Here is an 18,676-nt window from a genome sequence, read left to right on the forward strand (position 1 = left end):
AGACATCGAACATGAACGACAACGTAACTCGGCGGACAGCCGACAAACGGACGCTGCTTAGAGCGACAACCCGTATCTACGAGCTTGACCACAACATCACCCTCTTCCAGCTCCAGGCGTTTCTCTACGTCGCGAACAACGAGGGGTGCTCTCAGGCTCAGGTACAGAAGTTCCTCGGCACCTCGTCGGCTGTGTCGTCGAGGACCGTGAGCCGTTTCTTCGACAAGGACTATCGAGGCCAGAAGGGCTTCGGGTTCTTGCGCCAAGAACGAGACCCGGACGACCAACGTCTACGGATCATCTCGCTAACTGCGGAGGGACGAGCGTTCTTACGCGGGCTCGTCGATGACCTGAACTATGGCGACTAAACGGGGTAAGAAGTGGCAGGCCGCAGTGCGTTGGAAGGGCGACTACCACCGTCCGACCTTCGACACCGAGGCCGAAGCTGTCGCATGGGAAACCGCAGCGCGTGACGCTCGGAAGACTGGCGGACCTCTCCCACCGCTGCCCGAGCAGATGAAGTCAGGCGGGGAGCATACCCTGCACGGCTTCGCTGAGGAAAACTTCGAGTTTCTCTGGGGCGACAGCAAGTCGAGGGACGCGACCGCGAACACGATGAAGCAGGCTCTTTCCCACTTCGAGAAGGACGTCCTGCTCAAGGACATTCGACATGCTAAGCTCACGACGCTCGTCAAAGAGTGCCGCGAGAAGGGCAACTCGAACAAGACGATCAACCGTAAGCTGAGTATCATCTCAAAGATCCTGCGCCATGCTCTCAACCAAGAGATCATCCAGGACGTCCCGATCATCCCTCGACAGAAGGAGGAAAAGGGCAGGGTGTCGTACCTCGATAAGGACACCGAGTATCTCCGGGTGATCGCTTGGTTCAAACTCAACGACGACGAGCTGTATGCGCACCTCGTCACCTTCCTGTGCCACACCGGGCTTCGTCCGGGGCACTCAGAGCTGGACGATCTTCAGTGGTCCGACATCAAGGGCGGCTCGATCCACCTCAGGAAGGGTAAGACAGGGAGCAGGGTCATCCCGCTCTCCCAGTCCGCCGTCGAGGCACTCGCCTGGATCAAGTCGAAGGGGCATCCGAAGCCCTTCCCTGTCTACTACCACAAGTTCGGTGTTCACTGGAACACCATGCGGGAAGCCATTGGGAAAGCTGACGATCCCGACTTTACACCGTACATCTGTAGGCATACCTGTGCGTCATGGCTGGCCATCGCTGGTGTCGACAGTCTCAGGATCATGCACTGGATGGGGCACACCTCGCTCAACACCACGGAGAACTACATGCACCTCGCGCCGGACCATCTCGATTCCTGTGCCGCTGCGCTAGGGTAGTAAGTCATTACACGGAAAATGAAATTAAGCAGGATATTAAGTGGATATGGGAATACATTCGAGTCGCCATAGCGATGCTCGGTGAGGGCCTGATGATGATCGCTCCGATTGCCGCAGCGCTCTTCTGCATCGCCCTCGTGCTGTACCTCGTGGCACTGCCCTTCGTGTGGTTCTTCGGGTAATGGTCACGAAGTACGTCATCGAGGACTACCTGGGTGATCTTAGCGTTCATGTGCTGGAACCTGTCCGCGATCCTGATCTCCCTGGACGGGATTTCCTCGTGAACGCCGACGTCGCGTGTGAGAACTACGCCCGCGAAGTCATGCAGCTATTCACCATCGGTATCGACGAGATCGGTAGCGGCCTCAGACCGACAGACACCTACTCCTACGACCTCACCAAACTCTCAGCCGTGTTCAAAGGACTGACATGGAAGCCACTATCATCGACCTTTCCGACGACTGGTCCGAGCTCCGACGGGTCCACCAGTAAGTCACGAGAGACGCTCCTTCGAGGGGCCTCAAGAGCCGCTCTGGGTACTCCAAGACCCACGCCGGAGCAGCCGCCCATCAAGCCGAGAAGAAAGCCGTCCGAGGCCGCTTCAACGCGATCCTCAAGCTCGCCCTGAGTTCTCCCTCAGCGTAGCGAACATTCCGTGATCACAGTGATCACAATCCTTGATCACATGTGTTCAGTGATCATTTCGTATCTCGAAACATCTAGGAAATTTGGAGGCGCCACCCGGAATCGAACCGGGGTACACGGATTTGCAATCCGCTGCGTCACCACTCCGCCATGGCGCCGTCCGAAGGCCGTCCATATACGTGAGCAACAAGGATCACAAGCACCCGCTTCTCTTTCGTGGAGAAGATCGTTATCAGCCCGGACCAACAGTGATTTCGAACCCCCGTGAGGAGGCAAGCGTGGACACCGCCAAAGCGCGCAAACACATGGTCGACAGCCAGGTCCGGCCCAATGACGTGACGGATTTCCGCCTTCAGGCCGCGATGCTGGAACTGCCCCGCGAGCGCTTTGTGCCTGCGGACAAACGTGCCCTCGCCTATGTCGAGCAGGACGTGCCTCTGTTCGAGGGCCGCTGGCTGCTGAAGGCCCGCGACTTCGCCAAGCTCATCAACGAGGCCGCTGTCCAGGAGGACGACCTCGTTCTCGATATTGCCTGTGGCTACGGCTATTCCACCGCGGTCCTCGCCAAGCTCGCCAGCGTGGTTGTTGCCGTCGAGGAAGATGAAACGGTGGTCAGCAATGCCTCGGAACGCCTGAGCGACCTCGGCCTCGATAATACGGTGGTGATGCAAAACCCGCTGACCGAAGGCTGCCCGGCGCAGGGGCCCTATGATGTCATTGTCATTGCTGGCGGTGTGGAAACAAATCTCAAGCCGCTCCTGAAGCAGCTGAAGGAGGATGTGGGTCGCCTCGTCTGCATCATGATGGATGGACCGGTCGGCCACGCCATGATCTACACCCGCTCAGGCGATGCGTTCGGTGAACGGCGCCTCTTTGAAGCGCATCCGGCAGGCGTGATCCCTGCGTTCAAGAAGCCTCAAGCCTTTCAATTCTGACCCTTGGGGGCAGGTCGTTTACCACTTTCACGTGCATAAACTCTTGCCCCTGATTCCGAACCGCCTGATGGTAGGCCACTAACCTTAATGTTGAAGAGGTTGCGGCATGGCGGCGGCGCAAAGCGAATTGAGTATGGACGAGATCCTCGCGTCCATCAGGCGTATCATACATGAGGAAGAAGAGCCTGCGGCGGCTCCCGAACGTGACACGACGAACACGGTCAATCTGCGTGAAGAAAAACCTGCGCCTGAGGCTCCGTCAACTGAGGAGCGTGAGGTGAAGGTGACGTCGGGTGCGCCTGCGCCGGAACCGGCGCGCGCCAAGACGGCCGAGCCGGAACCGGAACCGCAGAAAGCGCCTGAACCCGTTGCCGTTGCAGAGCCTGCCGTCGATGACGAGGACGATCCGGACGCGCCGTTCGATACGGCTGACTTCAAGGCCCTCGCCACGAAAACAGTGACGACGCCCCGGCCGAAGATTGCCGAGGCGCCGAAGCCAGTGGCCGGAACCAAGCCAGAACCAAAACCCGAGCCCGCCAGGGCACCGCAAGCCGCGCCCCGAGCTACGCCAGAGGCCGAGGTGAAGGAAAATATGCCCAAGACCGCCGAAGCAAAAGCCGCCCCTGCCCAGAAGACCGCCCAGGAATCCGCCGCCGACCAGATCGCCGAACAGGTCACGGCAGAGCTCATGAGCGGACAGAAGGCCGGCGGGGTCGCTGCGGCCTTCGCCAGCCTCAAGCAACAGGTCCAGATCACCAACAGCGCCCAGGGCCAAACCCTCGAGGGGCTCGTCGTGGAAATGCTGCGGCCGATGCTGCAGCAGTGGCTCGACGACAACCTGCCGGGCCTCGTCGAGAAGAAGGTCGAAGCCGAGATCAAGCGTCTCGCAGGTCAGTAACCTCAACCCATACCATGAGAAAAGGCCGCCCTCGGGCGGCCTTTTTTCTTTTCGGGTAGAGCGCTCCTCAACGGTAGAGGACGCGCTCCTTGAAGCCGAGGCCGGAGGGCTTCGCGAACTCCACCGTGCCGTTCTTTTTCACGAGGTCGAAGGACGCGCTGCGGAAGACACCGTAATTCGGGCTGGCGATCGTGGTCATGCTGATGAACTCCGCCCGCCCGCCATCCTCGTCGAGTTCGAGCAGGACGTAGCCATTGTTCACCGGATCCGTGTAGCGCACTTCTGGGTTCTCCCGGCGCAGGAGCAGCGAGAAATCGAACGCCTTGTCACCGAGATAGGCCGACGGACCCGGCGACGTGACCCCGGACGTGCCGATCTCCACCCCCATATGCTCGCCGCTGTCGCGCTTGAGGTCATTGGCCCAGAACTGGTGCGTGTCCCCGGTCAGCACGATCAGGTCCCGCGCGCCTGCCGCATCGGCGGCCCGGTAGAATCGCTCTCGCGCAGCCGGGTAGCCGTCCCAGCTATCGGTGTTGAGGGGCAGGCCGAGGGCAGAGAAGGCAAGAAAATCCCGGATCTCGGGCCATTGCGGCTCGATCAGGGCGACGTCGTCTTCGGTGACATACTCGCCGAGATCGGGCGCGATGACCCTTGCGAACAGCACCTGGTTCGCGATCAGGCGCCAGTTGTCACCTTTCTGGACCGAACGCTTGAGACTCGCCTCGACGAAGCGACGCTGCTCATTCCCCAAAAGTTCTCGCGAAGGATCGCCGAGCACGTCACGCCGGAAGCGCTCGACCGCTTCGGGCGAGGTGAGGGTCGGGACGACCTCGGAATAGGAAATCTGTTTCGTCCGCGCGGTCAGGCGGGACTCGATCGCTGTGAGGGTCAGGAAGTTGCCCCATGAATACGATCTGTAGAGGTTCTCGCGCTTCCGTCCCGGCTGTGGGTCACGCACGGGCATGTATTCGTAATAGGCCTGCAGGGCGGCGCGCTTGCGACCTTCCCAGCGGCCTTCGGTGGCCGGCTGGTGGTTCTCCGCACCATCCTTGAAGCTGTCATTCGAAGTCTCGTGGTCGTCCCAGATCGCGATCAGCGGGTGCCTTGCGTGCATACGGCGGCTGGCCGGCTCGCACTTATACTGCCGGTGGCGGATGCGATAATCCTCGAGGCTGATGATCTCGCGCTGGGGCTCGTGGACCCGGCCAAGCGCTGCGCCCTTCGCGCCGCCATAACCCTCGGGGCCATATTCATAGATGTAGTCGCCCAGATGGATGACAGCATCCAGCGGCTCCTGCCGGGCGATGTGGTCATAGGCATTGAAATAACCGAACGGGAAGTTCGAGCAGCTGGCCACGGCAAAGCGCGCGCCATAGGTTTGCTCGGGCAGGGTCTTGGTCCGCCCCACGGGGCTTGTGCGGTCGAGGACGCGGAAGCGGTAGTAGTAATGCTTTCCCGGCTCAAGGCCGTCGGCCACCACTTTCACGGTGAAATCCCGTGACGCATCGGTGCTCGTCCGGTCCCGCCAGATCACATTCGCGAAATCTTCCGTGCCGGAAACCTCGACATCGACGGGGATATAGCCCGTGCCACCATGCACACGCGTCCACAGGACGACCGATTCCTGATCGGGATCTCCGCTCGCAACACCGCAGGCGAAGGTCTCTTCGAGATTGTCTTGCAAGCTCTCGAACGAGAGAATCTGCGGGTCGGAGGCGCAGGCCCCGACGCCTCCGACGACACCTCCCAAAAGCGCGGTGCGGCGTGAAATCTTCATCGGCCAAGTCCCTTCCTAGACCAGATGAGAGAGGCGTAACGCGCTCCGCCATTGAAGGCACCCCGCGAAATCACAACTTTACTTTCCAGACGAGTGGCGCTAGCGGCGCCCACCTGCCGTATCCCAATAAAGCCCCGAAGTTGGGGCCCACTGCACGGGGTCCGGCACTCATGTCTAACGACGGTCAGGGGACGGGACGTCTCGTAGTCGTCTTACACACGGGGGTCCCATGCGGTGGTCCAATTCGATAACGCGCGGCAGCTAGTCTCCGAGCTCCAGCCCGAAGTGCCCGTCGTCTGCCGACGGCCGCGGCTTGCGGAGCGTGCAGCCAGGCTCTTCCTCGACAATTTTCCGGGCGATGTCCTTTACGCCGTGAAGGCGAACCCTGCGCCATGGCTGATCGAGACCCTGCACGGGTCAGGAATAAGCCATTTCGACGCGGCATCGCTGACCGAGATCCGTCTCGTGCGGGAGCATGCTCCGGGCGCGACCATCGGCTTCATGCACCCCATGAAGATGGAGGCGGCGATCGCCGAGGCCTATCGCGACCATGGCGTGCGCATCTTCTCGCTCGATACGATGGACGAGCTCGAGAAGATCCTGCGCGCCACCGGCCATGCGAAGGACCTGACCCTCTGCGTCCGCCTGCAAGTCGGCTCGGACCTCGCGAAGATCTCGCTCAGCTCGAAATTCGGCGCCGATGAGGCCGACGATGCGGCGCTGCTCCAGGATGTCCGCGTCCATGCCGAGCGCCTCGGCGTCTGCTTCCATGTGGGCAGCCAGGCGATGAGCCCGGCTGCTTTTGCGGGCGCGATGGAGCGCGCGGCCCGTGCCGTGCGCCGTGCAGGCGTGATCGTCGACGTTGTCGATGTCGGTGGAGGGTTTCCCGCGATCTATCCGGGCATGGAGCCGCCTGCGCTCGATGCCTATTTCGCCGAGATCGCGGCCCGCTTCGAGGACTTTCCCTCGTCAGGGAATGCGCGCCTCTGGTGCGAGCCCGGACGGGCGCTTTCGGCGGATACGGAGAGCCTGATCGTCCGCGTCATGGGCCGGAAGGGCGACGCGCTGTTCATCAATGACGGTGCGTACGGAGCGCTTTACGACGCAGCTCACCTCGGCTGGCGCTTCCCGGCGCATAACCTGAGCCGCGACCAGGAGGGCGACACGCCTTTCCGCCTCTACGGGCCGACCTGCGATGACGCAGACCAGATGCGCGGCCCGTTCTTCCTGCCCGATACGACAGAGGCAGGCGACTATATCGAGTTCGGCACGATCGGTGCCTACGGACGAAGTATGGTCACCGGCTTTAACGGATACGGACGTTTCGTTGAAGCCGCGCTTCTCGATGACCCTTTTCCTTCCCTTTGCAACGGCGCCGCGTTCATGGCCGCCGAGGAGTTGACCCGATGAGCCAGACAAAAATCGTTGAGTTCCAGCCCGCCTACGATGCAGCGAATGATCTGCACCATGACAATGATGCGCTCGATCACTTCATCGAACGCGACGGCAAGGTCTATGCAGGCACGCACCTCATCATCGATCTTGTCGGTGCGAAGAACCTGACGGACAAGGAACGGATGGACGCGGCCTTCCGCGAGGTCGTCGAGACGTGCGGCGCGACGCTGCTGCACATCCACATCCACACCTTCCTGCCGTCGGGCGGCCTGTCGGGCGTCGCGGTGCTGGCCGAGAGCCACATCTCGGTCCACACTTGGCCGGAGCGCGACTACGCAGCGTTCGACGTCTTCATGTGCGGCGACGCGAAGCCCGAGCTGGCCGTGGACATCCTCAAGCGGTACTTCTCCGCAACCGAAGCAAATGTGCAGACCTTTTACCGCGGCGAAGGCGTGGCTGACTGATGGGAAAGTACATCCATAAAATCGGCGATGAGCTCTGGTTCAAGGAGGAGATGGAAGACGGCATCGGGCACGCCGCCCGGGTCGACAAGATCCTCTTCGACGACGAGATCGACCACCAGCATCTCGTCGTCTTCGAGAACGAGAAATACGGACGGATGTTTGCCTTGAACGGCATCATCCAGATGACGTCCTCGGACGAATTCGTCTATCACGAGATGCTGACCCACGTGCCGCTCTACGCCCATGGCGAGGCGAAGCGCGTCCTCATCATCGGCGGCGGCGACGGCGGCATCCTGCGCGAGGTCCTGCGCCACAAATCGGTGGAAAGCGCGACCCTCGTCGAGATCGAGAAAGATGTCATCGAGTTCGCCAGGCAGTGGTTCCCCGAGACCTCCAACGGCGCCTTCGACGATCCGCGCACGAACATCGTCATCACCGACGGTGCGAAATATGTGCAGGAGACGGACGAGAAATACGACGTCGTCATCGTCGACTCAACCGACCCCGTCGGCCCCGGCGAAGTTCTCTTCACGGAGGAGTTCTACGCAGGCTGCAAGCGCGTCCTGACCCCCGGCGGCATCCTGACCGTGCAGGGCGGCTTGCCGTTCCTGCAGCCCTGGGAGCCGAAGATGATCAAGGAGCGCCAGTCGAAGAGCTTCGACTATGTCGAGTTCTACGTCGCGGCTGTCCCCACCTACACCGGTGGCCTGATGACCCTCGGCTTTGCATCGGATGCTCAGTACCCGCACGACGAGACATGGCTCCGTCGCCGGACCTCAGCGAACCCGCTGGAGATGGGCTACTACACGCCCGAGGTTCATGCCGCGGCGTTTGCTCTGCCTGCGTATATTCGGAAGGGGTTGGAGTAGGCCATGAGCCTTTGGGGTTGGCTCAGAGGCATCGCAGCTCGCGTCGACTATCGCAACAAGCCTCATGCGCCGGTCGATGAGGGCGGCCTCCAGCGATTTCGCGATATTCGGTCAGATCTGTCGCGAGAATTCGTGGGTCTTATGCCTGACAAGCCAGCCGGGTCCGCCGATCTGACACGGTCACGAGTTGGCGGACCTATTGCATGGCCGTCAGGAGAAATTCTGCCTGCGGACAAGCTTGGCAAACCGCTACTTCTTCTGGCGCAGGTCAACTTCGATGAAATGCCTAGTCTCGATCCATTTCCGCGAGACGGTCTGTTGCAATTTTTCGTCGCCGACGACGACATCTTTGGATGCGAATTTCCGTCAACGGAAAAAATGGTTTCAGCGTCGTGTATCACGCCGACACTAGCGAGCTGAAGTCCCATGAGCCGTTCGCGGTGGAGGTGCCCAGTCATCACCCGTTTCAAAGGCAGTCGATTCTCCGCGAAGGCCTGCTACTGAAGCCGGTTACGGGAGAGATGAAGCCCCATCTGAGTTCTCACCTGTTCGACGGCCTATGGGACGATACTTTGGACCATTTCAGCGACGCAACTTGGGCGAGATACGATGCGGAGACGGCGTCAGAGCCCGATCCAGAGATCTACTTTGGCGGACATGCTGAATTCACGCAGGACGATCCTAGGCTCAATCCCGATTTTGAGAACCTCGAGATTTGCATCCTTCAACTCTCGAGCGACAAGATCTTCATGTGGGGCGACATGGGAATGGCGAACTTCCTCATGGCCCGGGACGATCTGCGCCATCGCCGCTTCGAGAAGGCCGCGTTCAACTGGGATAGTTGTTAGAGCTAAGCCCGATTTACCCGGCGTGCTCAGTTTCTAAGGAAGATTGATAGATGACCAACTGGATGTTCGAACATGACCGCATCGCGGCCCCTGAGGACGCGCCCAGGGTCCACATCATTCCCTTCGGCCTCGAGGACACCGTCTCCTACGAAGGCGGCACCGCAAAGGCTCCGCAGGCGATCTTTCGTGCGGCGAAGGAGGTCGAGCTCTGGGACGACGAACTCTGGAAGGAGCCGATCCGCAGCTTCAACGAAGAGATCATCGAGACCGGTCCCATCGCCAAGACGATCGAGGAGGGCATGGGCCAGCTCGAAGGCCTCGTCCGTAATACGCTCGAAGCGGGCGCTTTCCCGATGACCCTCGGCGGTGAGCATTCGATCACCCCCGGCGCCATCAAGCCTCTGGTCGAGAAATATGGCGAGCTGCACCTCCTGCAGTTCGACGCCCATGCCGACCTGCGCGACATGTTCCGCGGCGACTACTACTCCCACGCGAACGCCATGCGCCGCTGCCTCGATGATGAGCGGGTGAGCCTGACGAGCTTCGGCATTCGCAACATCAGTCGAACGGAGGTGCCATTCCTCGAAGAGAACAGGCACCGCATCACCATCAACTGGGCCCGCGAGAAGCGGAATTGGGACATCGAGAAGGCTCTGGAGCCTTTAAGAGGCAAGAAGGTCTACATAACCTTCGATGTTGACGGCTTCGACAGCTCCCTGATGCCCGCCACCGGGACGCCGGAGCCCGGCGGCATGTTCTGGGATGACGTGATGCCAATTTTGCGAAGGGCTTCAGAGGTTTCGGACGTTGTCGGCGCGGATATCGTGGAGCTGGCACCGCGGCCTGAGCTGCACGGATGCGACTTCCTCGCCGCAAAACTGTGCTATAAAATCCTCGCCTATAAGTTCGCACTGTAATCCGGCGAAAAATTCACACGAATCCCCTTGAAGACTTTGTAAGCTTCACCAGCTGACCGTTACGGAAGAGGACATCTATGACGGACAAGACAGACACAGACGGTGATGCCCCGCGTGCGCGCATCGCCCACGGCCTTGGCGCGGCGGTAGGCGCGTTCCTGGTCGGCACACTCGGCCTCGCTGTCACTTTCTACATCACAGGCCATGCCGCGATCGGCGAAACCGCCGTCGCCGTGGAAGAGCTGAGCTTCCTCGAACTCACCAACGCAGCCGCTTTCGGCGTTGCCAGCACGGTGGTGTCCCTGCTGATGGGGCTCGTCGGTATGGTCACCGCGGCCGGTGCCGCCATCATCGGGCTTGCGGTCGGTGCCGTCGGTATCGCTGGCGCGCTCGTTGTCGGGCTCGGGGTCATCACCGGCCCGCTGCTTCTCGCGGGCGCGATCGGCATCCTCATCAAACGCCGGTTCTTCCCCGACGTGATCTGAAGGCAGCCGTCCTGTTCGCTATCTTTGATCTCGACGGGACACTGGCAGATGTCGAACATCGCAGGCACCATATCCAAGGCGGGCGCCGTAACTGGCCCGCCTTTTTTCGTGCCTGCGTGGACGACAGACCAATCGCGCCGGTGATCACCATTTATCGCGAACTGCTGGCTGCCGGGCACCGGGTGGAGATCTGGTCAGGCCGGTCCGACGAGGTGCGGGAACAGACCCACGCTTGGCTCGACCGCCATGTCGCGCCCGGCACGGTGGTCACCCGGATGCGGGCGCGGCGGGACTATCGCCCGGACGTCGAACTCAAGGAGGGTTGGCTTCTGGAAGAGACGACGCGACCTGACATTATCTTTGACGATCGTCAGGCCGTGGTCGACATGTGGCGCCGCCACGGGCTCATCTGTGCCCAGGTGGCGCCGGGCGATTTCTAGCGGACGCCGGGAAGGCGCAGGACCCCGCGCTCATCGCGGGCAATGGTCACGGTCGCGCCCGGACCCGTCACGGAGTCGATCGACTGACGGCGTTGCTCGAGCCAGGCTTCACGGTCCTCGACGACCAGCGGCGCAGCGCTGTCATCGACCTCACCGTCGCGGAAGTTCCAGAAGAGGAGCCGGTTGGTCAGACTTTCCGACTTCTCGACCCGGCCGCCATTCTCCGCCGCAAGAATCGCACGGATCGACGGATCGACATCCAGCGCACCGATCTGGGCGATCAGGGCCAGCTCGCCCGACGATGGTGGTTCGCTCGACGTGTCACCGAGAAGAAGCTGCTGCGTCCGCTGGGTCGTGGATAGCTCCTCCGGCCGCGTCTCACCCGGCCGCGGCGGGCGCAGGGCATAGTCCGGGGGCACGGTCAGCGGCGGCTTGGTGATGACAGCAAACTCGTCCGGCGCGTTGCGGTTGGCCAGCGGGCCAGCCGAGCTGCACGCCGCGAGGGCGGCTGCCGAAAGAGCGAGAAGCGAGAGCATGCGCATGGTCACCTGCCGTGAGATTGAAACGTGGTGGTACAAGAACGGGCGTGCGAGGGAAACCCCTACAGCCCGGCCTGGTCCTTCGCCTTGCCCTTCCGTTCGAGCCAAAGCGCGTCGAAGAGGAGTAGGGCGACGCCGACATTGATCGCAGCGTCGGCGACATTGAAAATATAGGGAAAGCCAAGCCCGGAGAAATCGAGAAAGTCCACGACGTAACCGTAGAAAACCCGGTCGATCAGGTTCCCGATCGCTCCGCCCAGGATCAGTCCCGCACCCGCCGCCGTCACCGGCCGCTGGATGGTCATCAGCCAGCGAATGATGAAGCCGGATACGATGATCGACAGAAGCGACAGAAGCACCCGGCTGGACATCCCGCCCGCGAAGAGGCCGAAGCTGACGCCGCGATTCTCCGTATAGGTGAGGTCGAAAATACCGCTGATCTCGATCTTGCGCTGGAAGCGGTAGGGCAGACGGATACCGTGCAAAACCCAGAGCTTTGTCAGTTGGTCGAGGATCAGGGCCACTCCGGCAATAATCATTCCCAGACGGAACAGGGGGCGGCGTAGGGCCGCCTTCGCTGCATGCACGGGCGTCATGCCTCGACGGCTTCCTTGCAACGTCCGCAGAGCGCGCCTTCCTCAGGGACCTCCGGCAGGACCCGCCAGCACCGGCCGCATTTGTTGCCTTCGGCCTTCTCGATCACGACCGAAATACCCGGCTGCTCGCCGAGCCTGAACGCATCAGAAGCCCCCGGAGTTTCGCCGAGACGGGCCTGGGAGGTGATGGCGATTTCGGCCCAGTTGACGCCCTTGGCCAGTTCCGCAAGGTCGCCTTCGATATGGATGCCGGCCGCTGCTTCAAGGCTCGCACCGAGCGTCTTCTCGTTGCGCTTCTCTTCAATGGCGCCCGTGATGACCCGGCGAATGCCGCGCAGCTTGGCCCAGCGTTCGGCCAGGGCTTCGTCCCGGTAAGTCTCCGGCACCGAAGCAAAAGCGAGGAGGTGCACGGAGGCTTTTTTCTCGCCGAGCCCGGCGGGGAAGTGGTCATAGACCTCTTCCGCCGTGAACGGACAGATCGGTGCAAGGAGGCGGGTCACCGCGTCGAGCAGCGTCGCCATGACCGTGCGCGTCGCGCGCCGCTTCATCGATGAAGGTGCATCGCAATAGAGGCAGTCTTTGCGAACGTCGAAGTAGAAGGCGGAGAGGTCCTGGATCACGAATTCCGACAGGGCGCGCCAAGCGGCCTTGAAGTTGTACGCGCGGAAGCTAGCCTGCATCTTCGCATCGACTTCCTGCAGGCGATGCAGGACGTAGCGTTCGAGATCCGGCATGTCGCCAAAGTCAACCGCCTCGTCCTCCGTATACCCATCGAGTGCTGCAAGCAGATAGCGCAGCGTATTGCGCAGCTTGCGATAGGCATCGACGGCGGAGCCGAGGATCTCGTCTCCCACCCGGATGTCTTCCTGCACGTCGGAACTTGCCACCCAGATCCGCAGGATGTCGGCGCCGAACTTGTTCGTCACCTCGTCCGGCAGCATCGTATTGCCGAGCGATTTCGACATCTTCCGGCCCTTGTCGTCCATGACGAAGCCGTGGGTGAAAATGGCCTTGTACGGGGCACGCCCACGGGTGCCGCAGCTTTCGAGCAGTGATGACTGGAACCAACCGCGATGCTGGTCCGAGCCTTCCATGTAGAGATCGGCTGGCCAGGTCAGGTCGTCCCGTGCTTCGAGCGTGAAGGCGTGGGTGCAGCCGGAGTCGAACCACACATCGAGAATGTCCGTGACCTTCTCGAAATCGGCCGGGTCATACTTGTCGCCCAGGAACTCAGCATCCGGTGTATCGAACCAGGCATCGGCGCCTTTCTCGGTGATAGCGGCGACGATGCGGGCATTGACGTCGGCGTCGACGAGCGGCTCGCCATCCTTGTCCACGAAGAGCGCGATCGGCACGCCCCAGGCGCGCTGGCGCGAAACCAGCCAGTCCGGGCGCTGCTCGACCATGCCGCGCAGGCGATTGCGGCCCGACGGCGGGTAGAAAGTCGTCTCGTCGATGGCTTTGAGGGCCGTTTCGCGGAGTGATCCCTCGCCCGTTCCCACACGGATGAACCATTGCGGCGTGTTGCGGAAGAGGACAGGGGCTTTCGAGCGCCATGAGTGCGGGTAGGAGTGAATCAGGCGGCCACGGGCGAGAAGCGACCCCTTCGCCGTCAGGGCCTTGATGACTTCAGGGTTCGCATCGCCTTCCTCGCCGGCCTTCTTGCCCTCCGTGCGGAAGACCTTCATTCCCTCGAAGCCTGGCGCTTCGTCGGTATACGCACCGTCAGGACCAACCGTATAGGGGATCGCGTCAAGGGGCAGGCCCGCACCGAGCCATGCGAAATAGTCTTCCTGGCCGTGGCTGGGCGCTGTGTGCACGAAACCCGTGCCGGCATCGTCGGTGACGTGGTCGCCGGGCAGCATGGGAACGTCGAAATCGTAGCTGTTCGCGTGCCCTTCGAGCGGGTGGCGCAGCTTCGCGCCTTCGAGCTGCGACGGCGAGACATCGCCAAGCCGCTTGTAGCGGGCGACGAACGCCGCAGCGAAAACTTCCTCCGCGAGCTTGTCGGCAAGGATCAGCCGGTCGCCGGGCTTGGCGAAGGGCGCGAAGTCGAGGTCCTCGCGCACGCTTTCCACTTCGTAGAGGCCATAGGAGAGACCGGGCCCATAGCAGACCGCGCGGTTGGCCGGGATCGTCCAGGGCGTCGTGGTCCAGATGACGATATCAGCACCTTCGAGACCTGGAGGCGCGTCCTTGAACGGGAACTTCACCCAGATGGTCGTGGACTGATGATCGTGGTACTCGATCTCGGCCTCGGCGAGAGCGGTCTGCTCCACCGGTGACCACATGATGGGCTTGGAACCCCTGTAGACGAGGCCCTTCTCGGCGAAGGTCAGGAACTCCTTCACGATGGCCGCTTCGGTGGCGAAGTCCATCGTCTGGTAGGGATGGTCCCAGTCGCCGACGACGCCGAGGCGCTTGAACTCGGCCTTCTGGATGTCGATCCACTTCGCGGCGTATTTCCGGCATTCGGTTCGGAACTCCGAGGGCGGAACGTCGCCTTTCTTGCGGCCCTTGCCCCGGAACTGCTCTTCGACCTTCCACTCGATCGGCAGGCCGTGACAGTCCCAGCCGGGGACGTAGTTGGCATCGTATCCCATCATCTGATGGGTGCGGACAATGATATCCTTGATGGTCTTGTTGAGCGCGGTGCCCATGTGCAGGTGGCCGTTGGCGTAAGGCGGGCCGTCATGCAGCACATAGGGCTCGCGGCCCTTCGATTGCTCGCGCAGCAGCTTGTAGAGGCCCATCTCCTCCCAGCGCTTGAGGATCTGCGGCTCTTTCTTCGGAAGACCGCCGCGCATCGGGAAGTCCGTCGCGGGCAGGAAGAGCGTGTCTTTGTAGTCGTTCTTCGAACGTTGATCGTCAGCCATACCGGGGCGCTTAGCGGGGGTTGGACGCGAGGGCTAGCGGTGAAACGGCGCTCAGTTTCACCTCTCCCTCCGGGAGAGGTCGGCGTCTGTGATGCGGGGTGAGGGCGAGCATCGCGAGAGCTGCGGCCTTCACCCGAAGCCTGCTCGCGCAGCCTTCAAGCTCTCCTGGAGGGAGAGGTGGTCAGGCGCCCAACATTCGCCGCGCTTCGTCGCTGTCCGCCGCAATCTGCGCTTTCAGCGCATCAAGTCCGTCCATCGGTCGTTCTTCGCGGATGAAATCCACGAAGTGGCATCGCAGGGTCTTGCCATAGAGGTCGCCGTCCCAGTCGAAGAGATGCACTTCGAGGCGCTCTTCCTTGCCGTCCACCGTCGGGCGGATGCCGATATTGGCAATGGCCGGGAAGGTCTCGCCGCCGACCTCTGCGCGAACGGCATAGACGCCGTAAAGAGGGCGGATTACGTCGCCGAGGGCAATATTGGCTGTCGGGAAGCCGAGCTGCCGGGCAAGCTTTCGGCCTTCGGTCACTTCGCCATCGACGAACCAGTCGCGGCCGAGGATTTCGCGCGCGTCCTTTGGCCTGCCCTCGCGAAGGGCATCGCGGGCCTGGCTTGAGGAGAATTTCTCCCCTTTCGACCCGACGGGTTCGATCGCCTCGTAGTGCATCCCGAGATGACCCGCGATCTCCGCCAGCGTTGCCGAGGAGCCCGAGCGGCCCTTGCCGAACTGGAAGTCTTTCCCGGTCACGACCCCTGCGAGGCCCAGCGTGTCGTGCAGCACGCCGCTGATGAACTCGTCAGGAGTCTGACGGTGAAGCTCTTCATTGAAGGGCAGGGCAAAGACGTGCGCGCAGCCGTGGTGCTCGAGCAGTTCGGCCTTCGCGGGAAGCGGCGTCAGGATGAAGGGCGGCGCGTCGGGGTTGAAGACCCTGCGCGGATGCGGCTCGAACGTCACGGCAGCAAGCGGCCTGCCCAAACGGCCAGCCAGCTTGCGGGCTTCATCGATCAGGGCCTGATGCCCCCGGTGCACACCGTCCAAATTCCCCATCACGGCGACCATGCCGCGAAGGTCCTGCCCGATGGGGCAGGAAAGGGGTGCACGGACGAGGCTCACCAGGCGAGCGTGTCCATGGCGTATTCCGCATGGACGCCGTTCTCTTCGAGCGCCGCGGCAAGCTTGGAAGCCGACAGGCTGCCATTTGCCCGCGCTTCCTCCGCGAAGATGCCGTCAGCGACGAAGAGGCAGTCGAGCCCCTGGTCATTCGCGCCCTTTACATCGGTGCCGAGGCCATCGCCGATGACGAGAATGCGCTCGGGCACCTTGCCGGTGATCTCCCGCATCCGCTGCTTCGCCAGCTCGTAGATCGGTGCATGGGGCTTCCCGCCCAGGATGACCTTCCCACCAAGTTCCTCGTAGAGCTGCCCGATCGCACCGGCGCAGTAGATCAGCTTGTCGCCGTATTTCACCACAATGTCCGGGTTCGCACAGACCATCGGCAGGCCGCGCCTCGCCAGCGGCTCGAGAAGCCCGCGATAGTCTTCAGGCGTCTCGGTCTGGTCATCGTCAAGGCCGGAGCAGAAGATTGCGTCGGCCTCGTCGGCGCCCGCCAGTTTCACGTCGATGGCGCGGAACAGGTCATCGTCCTTCGATGGGCCAATCCGGAAAAAGGTCTTGTCCGACATCTCGCGGATGACCTCGGTGGTCGCATCGCCAGAGGTGACGATCGCATCCCATGCGTCCCGAGGCAGGCCGAGCCTGTCGAGCTGGGCGGGGATCACCGAGGAAGGCCGGGGCGCATTGGTCAGGATTACCAGCGGTCCTCGCTCCGCCCGGAACATGCTCGTCGCCTCGGCCGCGCCGGGGAAAAGCTCGCGCCCATTATGGATGACGCCCCATGCATCGCAAAGGACAGCGTCATAGGCGTCAGCAATCTCGCTTAGCCCGGTAATGATCCGCGGTTCAGACATGGTTCTCGCGATAGGGGCTGTCGCAGGGGGAGGCAAGAACGGCGTCACCGCTTCTTTTCGATCCCGATGGGCGGGACTCCCTTCCCAAGCGGCTGCCGCTGCGTTATATCGAAAAGCGGCAAATGGGGCAGGGCATGCAAGACGGCTGGGAGAAGGAAACTTCGGCTGAGCGATTGCTCTACGACGATGCGGAGCCGCGGCTCCTGCGTCCTGTCCAGAGCACCGTCCTGAAACTGCGCAGGCCCGCGCTTCTATTCTTTCCCCTGACCCTCATCATCGCCGCGCTCGTGCCCGGTATCCTCGGCGCCGCCCTCCTGCGCGGGATCGTGCCCGGCCAGATCGAGGTCGTTGCCGGCAGTCTCGGCACGTTCTTCCTTGTGGTCCTGGGGTTCGCCGTCCTCCTTGCGCGCAGGGAAGGCGGCAGCTTTGCGCTGCTGATGCCCAGCACCCTCAGCGTGACCCATTTTCTCCTCATGCTCGGCCTCGCAGCGGCGATGTTCGGAAGTCCCATGCTGCAGGGCACCGCCTTCCCGGCAATCCTGGGCTCAGTGCCGGGGCCGCAGCTCGACGAGCCCCACCTGATGGTTTTCAAAGCCTACTGCTTCTTCTTCGTTGTCCTGACTCTCATGGCGGTGCTGTCGGTCTTCATTCTCCGCATCACCGGCTTCCAAAGGGTCGTTGCAGACGCGGCGTAACCGGCTAGAGAGCGTCTTTGCCGGACCGCAGGAGACGAGATTGACGGGCAGCGCCAAAACCGAACCGCTCACTTTCCAGGACCTGATCCTGAAGCTCCAGCACTACTGGGCGGATCATGGCTGCGTTGTGCTGCAGCCTTACGACCTCGAGATGGGGGCGGGCACCTTCCACCCCGCGACGACCCTGCGCTCGCTCGGTCCGAAGGCTTGGAACGCTGCCTATGTCCAGCCCTGCCGGCGTCCGACCGATGGCCGCTATGGTGCCAACCCGAACCGCTTCCAGCATTACTACCAGTTCCAGGTCGTCCTGAAGCCGAGCCCGGAGAACATCCAGGAGCTCTATCTCGGCAGCCTCGACGCCATCGGCATCGACCGCACCAAGCACGATGTCCGCTTCGTCGAGGACGACTGGGAAAGCCCGACCCTCGGCGCGTGGGGCCTTGGCTGGGAGGTCTGGTGCGACGGCATGGAGGTGACGCAGTTCACTTATTTCCAGCAGGTCGGCGGCTTCGACTGCAAGCCGGTGACGGGCGAGATCACCTACGGGCTTGAGCGGCTCGCCATGTATGTGCAGGGCGTCGATAACGCCTTCGACCTCGTCTATGGAGGTCACAACCCCGACACGGGCAAGCCCTTCACCTATGCCGACGTCTTCCACCAAAACGAGGTCGAGCAGTCCGCCTACAACTTCGAACGAGCGAACACTGAGGTTCTCTTCCGCCAGTTCGCCGAAGCGGAAGAAGCCTGCGCCGACCTCCTCCGTGAAGACGCGCCGAAGCTCTGCCTGCCTGCCTATGAGCAGTGCATCAAGGCTTCCCACCTGTTCAACCTTCTCGACGCCCGCGGGGTGATCTCGGTGGCGGAGCGTCAGAGCTATATCCTCCGGGTACGGAAACTTGCCAAGATGTGCTGCGAGGCCTGGCTTGAAAGCCCGCAGGGCGCTTCGGGCAAGCCTGGCGTGTCGGAGGCGGCGGCCTAG

Annotated in this window: 21 protein-coding genes and 1 tRNA gene; 15 read left to right on the forward strand and 7 right to left on the reverse strand. The window is 62.2% G+C overall.

Features of this window, described 5'->3' with window-relative positions:
• The first annotated feature begins 11 nt into the window (after nucleotides 1-11).
• The 3 genes from IE053_RS12325 to IE053_RS12335 all read left to right on the forward strand — a co-directional run bounded on the left by IE053_RS12325 (nucleotide 12) and on the right by IE053_RS12335 (nucleotide 1,981).
• Nucleotides 12-368 carry a MarR family winged helix-turn-helix transcriptional regulator gene (locus IE053_RS12325; protein ID WP_189576409.1) on the forward strand — a complete coding sequence of 119 codons (357 nt, stop codon included), beginning with the start codon at nucleotides 12-14 and terminating at the stop codon, nucleotides 366-368.
• Nucleotides 358-1,353 (forward strand): tyrosine-type recombinase/integrase, encoded by a 996-nt coding sequence (locus IE053_RS12330; protein WP_189576411.1) that lies wholly within the window; start codon nucleotides 358-360, stop codon nucleotides 1,351-1,353. Before IE053_RS12325 ends, IE053_RS12330 begins: the two co-directional genes overlap by 11 nt.
• A gap of 181 nt (nucleotides 1,354-1,534) precedes the next feature.
• Entirely contained in the window at nucleotides 1,535-1,981 is a 447-nt protein-coding gene (locus IE053_RS12335; RefSeq protein WP_189576413.1) for a DUF1800 family protein, read from the forward strand.
• Nucleotides 1,982-2,082: 101 nt separating this feature from the next.
• On the opposite strand, the gene IE053_RS12340 is transcribed toward IE053_RS12335, so the two are convergent.
• Nucleotides 2,083-2,156: transfer RNA gene (locus IE053_RS12340), tRNA-Cys, on the reverse strand.
• 120 nt (nucleotides 2,157-2,276) lie between these two features.
• Between IE053_RS12340 and IE053_RS12345 the strand changes: the two genes are divergently transcribed.
• Both IE053_RS12345 and IE053_RS12350 read left to right on the forward strand, forming a co-directional pair.
• The gene (locus tag IE053_RS12345; protein WP_229786210.1) at nucleotides 2,277-2,933 is read left to right on the forward strand and encodes a protein-L-isoaspartate O-methyltransferase family protein; all 657 of its coding nucleotides are present in this window, start codon (nucleotides 2,277-2,279) and stop codon (nucleotides 2,931-2,933) included.
• A 133-nt stretch (nucleotides 2,934-3,066) separates the two neighbouring features.
• Entirely contained in the window at nucleotides 3,067-3,831 is a 765-nt protein-coding gene (locus tag IE053_RS12350) for a DUF2497 domain-containing protein (protein WP_189576415.1), read from the forward strand.
• 67 nt (nucleotides 3,832-3,898) lie between these two features.
• Here IE053_RS12350 and IE053_RS12355 read toward each other — a convergent pair whose 3' ends face one another.
• Complete coding sequence (locus tag IE053_RS12355; RefSeq protein WP_189576417.1) at nucleotides 3,899-5,608, reverse strand: alkaline phosphatase D family protein; 1,710 nt, start codon at nucleotides 5,606-5,608, stop codon at nucleotides 3,899-3,901.
• A gap of 234 nt (nucleotides 5,609-5,842) precedes the next feature.
• Between IE053_RS12355 and IE053_RS12360 the strand changes: the two genes are divergently transcribed.
• From IE053_RS12360 to IE053_RS12395, 8 genes are all read left to right on the forward strand, one after another.
• Entirely contained in the window at nucleotides 5,843-7,018 is a 1,176-nt protein-coding gene (locus IE053_RS12360) for a type III PLP-dependent enzyme domain-containing protein (RefSeq protein ID WP_189576419.1), read from the forward strand.
• Nucleotides 7,015-7,467 (forward strand): adenosylmethionine decarboxylase, encoded by a 453-nt coding sequence (gene speD / locus IE053_RS12365; protein WP_189576421.1) that lies wholly within the window; start codon nucleotides 7,015-7,017, stop codon nucleotides 7,465-7,467. Before IE053_RS12360 ends, speD begins: the two co-directional genes overlap by 4 nt.
• Complete coding sequence (gene speE, locus IE053_RS12370; RefSeq protein WP_189576423.1) at nucleotides 7,467-8,336, forward strand: polyamine aminopropyltransferase; 870 nt, start codon at nucleotides 7,467-7,469, stop codon at nucleotides 8,334-8,336. Before speD ends, speE begins: the two co-directional genes overlap by 1 nt.
• A 141-nt stretch (nucleotides 8,337-8,477) precedes the next feature.
• Complete coding sequence (locus IE053_RS14735; RefSeq protein ID WP_505856253.1) at nucleotides 8,478-8,756, forward strand: DUF1963 domain-containing protein; 279 nt, start codon at nucleotides 8,478-8,480, stop codon at nucleotides 8,754-8,756.
• Nucleotides 8,690-9,184 carry a DUF1963 domain-containing protein gene (locus IE053_RS12380; RefSeq protein ID WP_189576427.1) on the forward strand — a complete coding sequence of 165 codons (495 nt, stop codon included), beginning with the start codon at nucleotides 8,690-8,692 and terminating at the stop codon, nucleotides 9,182-9,184. Before IE053_RS14735 ends, IE053_RS12380 begins: the two co-directional genes overlap by 67 nt.
• A 50-nt stretch (nucleotides 9,185-9,234) precedes the next feature.
• Nucleotides 9,235-10,101, forward strand: a complete 867-nt coding sequence (speB, locus tag IE053_RS12385; RefSeq protein ID WP_189576428.1) for an agmatinase — start codon at nucleotides 9,235-9,237, stop codon at nucleotides 10,099-10,101.
• Nucleotides 10,102-10,178: 77 nt separating this feature from the next.
• On the forward strand, nucleotides 10,179-10,586 hold the full coding sequence (locus IE053_RS12390; protein WP_189576429.1) for a hypothetical protein: 408 nt from the start codon (nucleotides 10,179-10,181) through the stop codon (nucleotides 10,584-10,586).
• 20 nt (nucleotides 10,587-10,606) lie between these two features.
• Nucleotides 10,607-11,026: a phosphatase domain-containing protein gene (locus tag IE053_RS12395; protein ID WP_444544089.1), complete on the forward strand. Its 420-nt coding sequence runs from the start codon at nucleotides 10,607-10,609 to the stop codon at nucleotides 11,024-11,026.
• Here the strand turns inward: IE053_RS12395 and IE053_RS12400 are convergent.
• The 5 genes from IE053_RS12400 to IE053_RS12420 all read right to left on the reverse strand — a co-directional run bounded on the left by IE053_RS12400 (nucleotide 11,023) and on the right by IE053_RS12420 (nucleotide 17,002).
• Entirely contained in the window at nucleotides 11,023-11,568 is a 546-nt protein-coding gene (locus tag IE053_RS12400) for a DUF3035 domain-containing protein (RefSeq protein WP_229786243.1), read from the reverse strand. The two genes, IE053_RS12395 and IE053_RS12400, sit on opposite strands and share 4 nt — an antisense overlap.
• A 59-nt stretch (nucleotides 11,569-11,627) precedes the next feature.
• Nucleotides 11,628-12,161 (reverse strand): signal peptidase II, encoded by a 534-nt coding sequence (gene lspA / locus IE053_RS12405; protein WP_229786211.1) that lies wholly within the window; start codon nucleotides 12,159-12,161, stop codon nucleotides 11,628-11,630.
• Entirely contained in the window at nucleotides 12,158-15,037 is a 2,880-nt protein-coding gene (gene ileS / locus IE053_RS12410; RefSeq protein ID WP_189576432.1) for an isoleucine--tRNA ligase, read from the reverse strand. The genes lspA and ileS overlap by 4 nt, the downstream gene beginning before the upstream one ends.
• Nucleotides 15,038-15,218: 181 nt before the next feature.
• Nucleotides 15,219-16,148 (reverse strand): bifunctional riboflavin kinase/FAD synthetase, encoded by a 930-nt coding sequence (locus tag IE053_RS12415; RefSeq protein WP_229786212.1) that lies wholly within the window; start codon nucleotides 16,146-16,148, stop codon nucleotides 15,219-15,221.
• Nucleotides 16,145-17,002 (reverse strand): TIGR01459 family HAD-type hydrolase, encoded by an 858-nt coding sequence (locus tag IE053_RS12420; RefSeq protein ID WP_189576433.1) that lies wholly within the window; start codon nucleotides 17,000-17,002, stop codon nucleotides 16,145-16,147. The genes IE053_RS12415 and IE053_RS12420 overlap by 4 nt, the downstream gene beginning before the upstream one ends.
• 134 nt (nucleotides 17,003-17,136) lie before the next feature.
• On the opposite strand from IE053_RS12420, the gene IE053_RS12425 reads away from it, so the two are divergent.
• Both IE053_RS12425 and IE053_RS12430 read left to right on the forward strand, forming a co-directional pair.
• Nucleotides 17,137-17,697, forward strand: a complete 561-nt coding sequence (locus tag IE053_RS12425) for a hypothetical protein (RefSeq protein WP_189576434.1) — start codon at nucleotides 17,137-17,139, stop codon at nucleotides 17,695-17,697.
• Nucleotides 17,698-17,737: 40 nt separating this feature from the next.
• Nucleotides 17,738-18,676 (forward strand): glycine--tRNA ligase subunit alpha, encoded by a 939-nt coding sequence (locus IE053_RS12430; protein ID WP_189576436.1) that lies wholly within the window; start codon nucleotides 17,738-17,740, stop codon nucleotides 18,674-18,676.

Source organism: Parvularcula lutaonensis, from assembly GCF_014651915.1.
GTDB lineage: Bacteria > Pseudomonadota > Alphaproteobacteria > Caulobacterales > Parvularculaceae > Parvularcula > Parvularcula lutaonensis.

What these genes read in the sequence shown, in the direction of transcription:
- IE053_RS12335 (WP_189576413.1), top strand. Translation starts at nt 1,535, where the DNA reads ATGGTCACGAAGTACGTCATCGAGGACTACCTGGGTGATCTTAGCGTT.
- IE053_RS12330 (WP_189576411.1), top strand. Translation starts at nt 358, where the DNA reads ATGGCGACTAAACGGGGTAAGAAGTGGCAGGCCGCAGTGCGTTGGAAG.
- speE (WP_189576423.1), top strand. Translation starts at nt 7,467, where the DNA reads ATGGGAAAGTACATCCATAAAATCGGCGATGAGCTCTGGTTCAAGGAG.
- IE053_RS12400 (WP_229786243.1), bottom strand. Translation starts at nt 11,568, where the DNA reads ATGCGCATGCTCTCGCTTCTCGCTCTTTCGGCAGCCGCCCTCGCGGCG.
- IE053_RS12420 (WP_189576433.1), bottom strand. Translation starts at nt 17,002, where the DNA reads ATGTCTGAACCGCGGATCATTACCGGGCTAAGCGAGATTGCTGACGCC.
- speD (WP_189576421.1), top strand. Translation starts at nt 7,015, where the DNA reads ATGAGCCAGACAAAAATCGTTGAGTTCCAGCCCGCCTACGATGCAGCG.
- lspA (WP_229786211.1), bottom strand. Translation starts at nt 12,161, where the DNA reads ATGACGCCCGTGCATGCAGCGAAGGCGGCCCTACGCCGCCCCCTGTTC.
- IE053_RS14735 (WP_505856253.1), top strand. Translation starts at nt 8,478, where the DNA reads ATGCCTGACAAGCCAGCCGGGTCCGCCGATCTGACACGGTCACGAGTT.
- speB (WP_189576428.1), top strand. Translation starts at nt 9,235, where the DNA reads ATGACCAACTGGATGTTCGAACATGACCGCATCGCGGCCCCTGAGGAC.
- IE053_RS12380 (WP_189576427.1), top strand. Translation starts at nt 8,690, where the DNA reads ATGCGAATTTCCGTCAACGGAAAAAATGGTTTCAGCGTCGTGTATCAC.
- ileS (WP_189576432.1), bottom strand. Translation starts at nt 15,037, where the DNA reads ATGGCTGACGATCAACGTTCGAAGAACGACTACAAAGACACGCTCTTC.
- IE053_RS12325 (WP_189576409.1), top strand. Translation starts at nt 12, where the DNA reads ATGAACGACAACGTAACTCGGCGGACAGCCGACAAACGGACGCTGCTT.
- IE053_RS12350 (WP_189576415.1), top strand. Translation starts at nt 3,067, where the DNA reads ATGGACGAGATCCTCGCGTCCATCAGGCGTATCATACATGAGGAAGAA.
- IE053_RS12390 (WP_189576429.1), top strand. Translation starts at nt 10,179, where the DNA reads ATGACGGACAAGACAGACACAGACGGTGATGCCCCGCGTGCGCGCATC.
- IE053_RS12425 (WP_189576434.1), top strand. Translation starts at nt 17,137, where the DNA reads ATGCAAGACGGCTGGGAGAAGGAAACTTCGGCTGAGCGATTGCTCTAC.
- IE053_RS12355 (WP_189576417.1), bottom strand. Translation starts at nt 5,608, where the DNA reads ATGAAGATTTCACGCCGCACCGCGCTTTTGGGAGGTGTCGTCGGAGGC.